The sequence below is a fragment of the Sulfuricurvum sp. genome (assembly GCF_049305995.1).
Taxonomy (GTDB): domain Bacteria; phylum Campylobacterota; class Campylobacteria; order Campylobacterales; family Sulfurimonadaceae; genus Sulfuricurvum.
In genome coordinates this window covers 1-3,219 of sequence record NZ_JBAQPS010000038.1, presented here as the reverse complement: position 1 = coordinate 3,219, position 3,219 = coordinate 1, and the positions used below count along the sequence as shown (strand labels likewise).

Here is a 3,219-nt window from a genome sequence, read left to right as displayed (position 1 = left end):
ATGATGAATGACGGGACGAACGGAATGTGCCGCTCCCACTCCATAAAAATCGAGGGGTGCGGGGTGAGCGAAGCATACTGATTTGCCGCACCATAGAGGATAAAAAAGAGCACCCCCATAAAAAGTACCCATACAAATCGCTCTTTGAGGGTGGCAGAGGCGCCTAGGGCAGGATCAAACGGATACATGATTATTTGCGTCGCGCCGATGAGACAGTGAAAATGCCCCAATCATCGATCCGCATCCCCTCTTTGTCAAACCCGTACGCCCCAAAGAGAGCATCAAGCTCATATTGACTACGACGGCGCATGATCCATTGCGTTTGCTGATGGTTCCCCAACACATGGGCGATTTGTTCCAACTGCGGATGCCACGGCTGACCCGTATAGACCAAATACCCATTCGGTGCGATCATCGAAGTGATCCCCTCGATGGCGTTTTGGATCAGTGCATTTTGTTCAAACAGCTCAAACACCCCTGAGACGACAACGATATTCGGCTCGTAGGTATTTCGGTCATAATTGGTTTTATCAAACGCATCGGCTTGCTCATAACGGATATTAGAGAGACCCCGCTCTTTTGCCAATGCGCGCCCTTGCTCGACGTTTTGTTCCTGATAATCGCGCACTAGCACCTCGATATCAGGATACTCCTCTGCGAGTTCGATGAGATAGCGGGCAGGTCCTCCGGCGATGTCGAGGATTTTCACCCCTTTTCCCTCGCTTCGTAGCTGATCGATTTTTTCGCGGATAGTAATGATGGCATTGACTTTACGCTGACGAATCCCTCTCCATCCGATGCTCTCCAAATAGTTTTTATCGGACATTTTGCCCAGCAGACCCACACCGCTTGGGGTATTTTTGTAGACATAATCGAGGGTTACCCCCGAATCGAACCCGTATTTCAGCCCGATTTTCATCCCATCACTCATCCACCCCAAGGTATTTAGCATAAAACGCTGAACCCCAAAGGAGAGCTTTTGACACGTGGTGATCTCCCCTCGTGCAATCTTATCTTTTTCGTTTTGGGTCAACGCGATGAGATGCTCACTCTTGTCGGTTTTAGGGGTGTTGAAACACTCCTTCATAAACACTCCGATGGCATCGATCGCTTTGTGCGCTTCCGCTTCATAGAGGACACCGTGATAAAACCCTTTCAACTCCACGAACCGTTTTAACGGGGAACTGAGACGCTCATAAAATACCTTTTGAACGCGACTGTCGACGACATAATCCGACGTTGCCGAGAGTACCAATGTCGGGGTGACGATGTGGCTCGCATCCTCCACAACGCGCTTTGCGGTATCGAGGAGTGTTACGAGCTGTCGTGCAGGGATGTTCGGGGTGATGAGGGGATCGGTGTTGTATCTCTCCTGTTCTATCGTATTATGGGTCAAAAACTTCGCTTTGACATAGGATTTGATGTTCATGCGGGGATTAAACCGTATCATCAGATCGAGTGAGAGTTTGGCGAGAGGGACATAGAGTTTGATGACAAACGCCGGAGCGACCAGTGCCATCCCCGCGATACGCGGAGCATAATCGTGCACCCACGTCGAGGCGACGACCCCCGCGACCGAGTTGGCGACGACGAAAATATCTTCCGCACTTTTCCCCTCTTTGACACAAACAAAGCGGACAAACGCCTCCAAATCGCGTACCAGATTCATAAACTCATAGGTCGCATCGGCTCTGGTGTATCCGTGTCCCCGATTGTCATACGAGAACACTTTGTATCCCTCGAAAATCGTGTTGCGGGCGATGGGATCGAGTCGTTCGGAGTGCTCATGTCCGCGATGGAGGAGCAGCACGATTTTGCCGTTGGGATTTTGCGGCGACCATTCACGATAAAAAAGCTCTGAACCATCAAAGCTTACGAAATTTCCGGTTGTCATCTTATTCTCCTAGTAGTTTGGTGTAGTTCGTATAAATGGGACTCTCTGCTGGGAAATACTCTAAAATCGCTTTCGCATAGCGATCAAACGGGTTCGCTTCGCGCGATAGCTCAAAACGTTTGCGGTACGGTAGATCGTAGCTGTTGAGCATCATGCTAAAGGGTACGGGGAAATCGGTGCCGAAGAGGAGCTTATGATGGATGTCGCTCTGTAGGCTTAGATGGCGTAATACTTTTGCTCTCACGGGGGTGAGGAGAGCGCTGATGTCGGCGTAGAGATTCGGATAACGCTTGAGCATATCGATAAGGATGTAATACTCGTCGTTAAAATGTTTCGGATTTTTGGAGAGGGCTTTGAATATTTGGCGCGGCTCATAGGTGAGTGCCATGTGGGCGCAAATCACCTGAACACCCGCTTCGAGAGGCTGATCGAGCATCTCGATACTTTCGCACGATTTAAAAGAGTGAACACTGCTCTCACTCCCCACATGGACGATCAGCGGCAGACCACGCTGTGCCAGTTTGTCAAAATAGGGACGGTAGCGCGCTTCGCGGGTATCGACCCCCCAGTAGTTTTGCAAAAACTTCGCTCCCGCAAATCCCGCATCGGCATAGCGGTCGATGAGATCGAGTGCATCGGGGCGTTTGGGGTTGATGGAGAAAAAGGGGATGATGACATCCTCGTTCCCTCGATACAAAGCCGCCACGTCTTCGTTGGTCGCACACACGGTGATGTCTTTGTGAAGAATTTCTCCCTCTTCATCAACCCGTGCATCGACGCCGAAGAGAACAATTTTCTCAACATGTTGTGAACCTCTGACCGACTCGACCAACGCGCGGGTGTATTCGCCGTAGGGATCGCTAACGAGTGCTTTGGGGTTCATCCCGAACTTTTTGGCGAAAAAACGCAATGCCAATTTATCGTAAAAACGATCAAACGCAACATCACTGCTGAGGAGGTGGGTATGGATATCAATGGTTTTCATAACTACATTCCTAAAAACTTAAACATATTGACATATTACGAGTGATTTGCTGAAATTCTTCTGAATATTATTTATCACGTATTGCCGAAGCTTCAAAGATAATGATCATCACAAAAGCAAAAAGTGGAAGCCAAAAGGTATAAAAATTTTCGGTTTCATTTTTCTTAATTAATGCATTAAATGCTTCTTTCCCTTTAGTATAAGGTATGACGATTTTGCCGTCTCTCTCTATCTCTGCTATCCACACACTGCCGTGCGATAGAGGAAACCATTTGATCGTCACAGGATACGATAAGTCTCGATTCAATATGCCGTCTTTATCCTCATACCAACTGACAAT

Annotated in this window: 4 protein-coding genes; all 4 read right to left on the bottom strand. The window is 48.6% G+C overall.

What is annotated here, in order from left to right; all coding sequences use genetic code 11:
- The coding region (locus tag WA010_RS01195) for a hypothetical protein (protein WP_422555350.1) at positions 1-230 on the bottom strand (230 nt) is incomplete at its 3' end.
- Positions 191-1,894 carry a bifunctional alpha/beta hydrolase/class I SAM-dependent methyltransferase gene (locus tag WA010_RS01190; protein ID WP_422555349.1) on the bottom strand — a complete coding sequence of 568 codons (1,704 nt, stop codon included), beginning with the start codon at positions 1,892-1,894 and terminating at the stop codon, positions 191-193. The genes WA010_RS01190 and WA010_RS01195, both read right to left, overlap by 40 nt.
- A gap of 1 nt (position 1,895) precedes the next feature.
- Entirely contained in the window at positions 1,896-2,879 is a 984-nt protein-coding gene (locus WA010_RS01185) for an amidohydrolase family protein (protein WP_422555348.1), read from the bottom strand.
- A 67-nt stretch (positions 2,880-2,946) separates the two neighbouring features.
- Positions 2,947-3,219, bottom strand: a 273-nt coding sequence (locus WA010_RS01180; protein ID WP_422555347.1) for a hypothetical protein, incomplete at its 5' end; no start/stop codon positions are given.

Coding starts and splice junctions, on each gene's coding strand:
- WA010_RS01185 (WP_422555348.1), bottom strand. CDS start 2,879: ATGAAAACCATTGATATCCATACCCACCTCCTCAGCAGTGATGTTGCG.
- WA010_RS01190 (WP_422555349.1), bottom strand. CDS start 1,894: ATGACAACCGGAAATTTCGTAAGCTTTGATGGTTCAGAGCTTTTTTAT.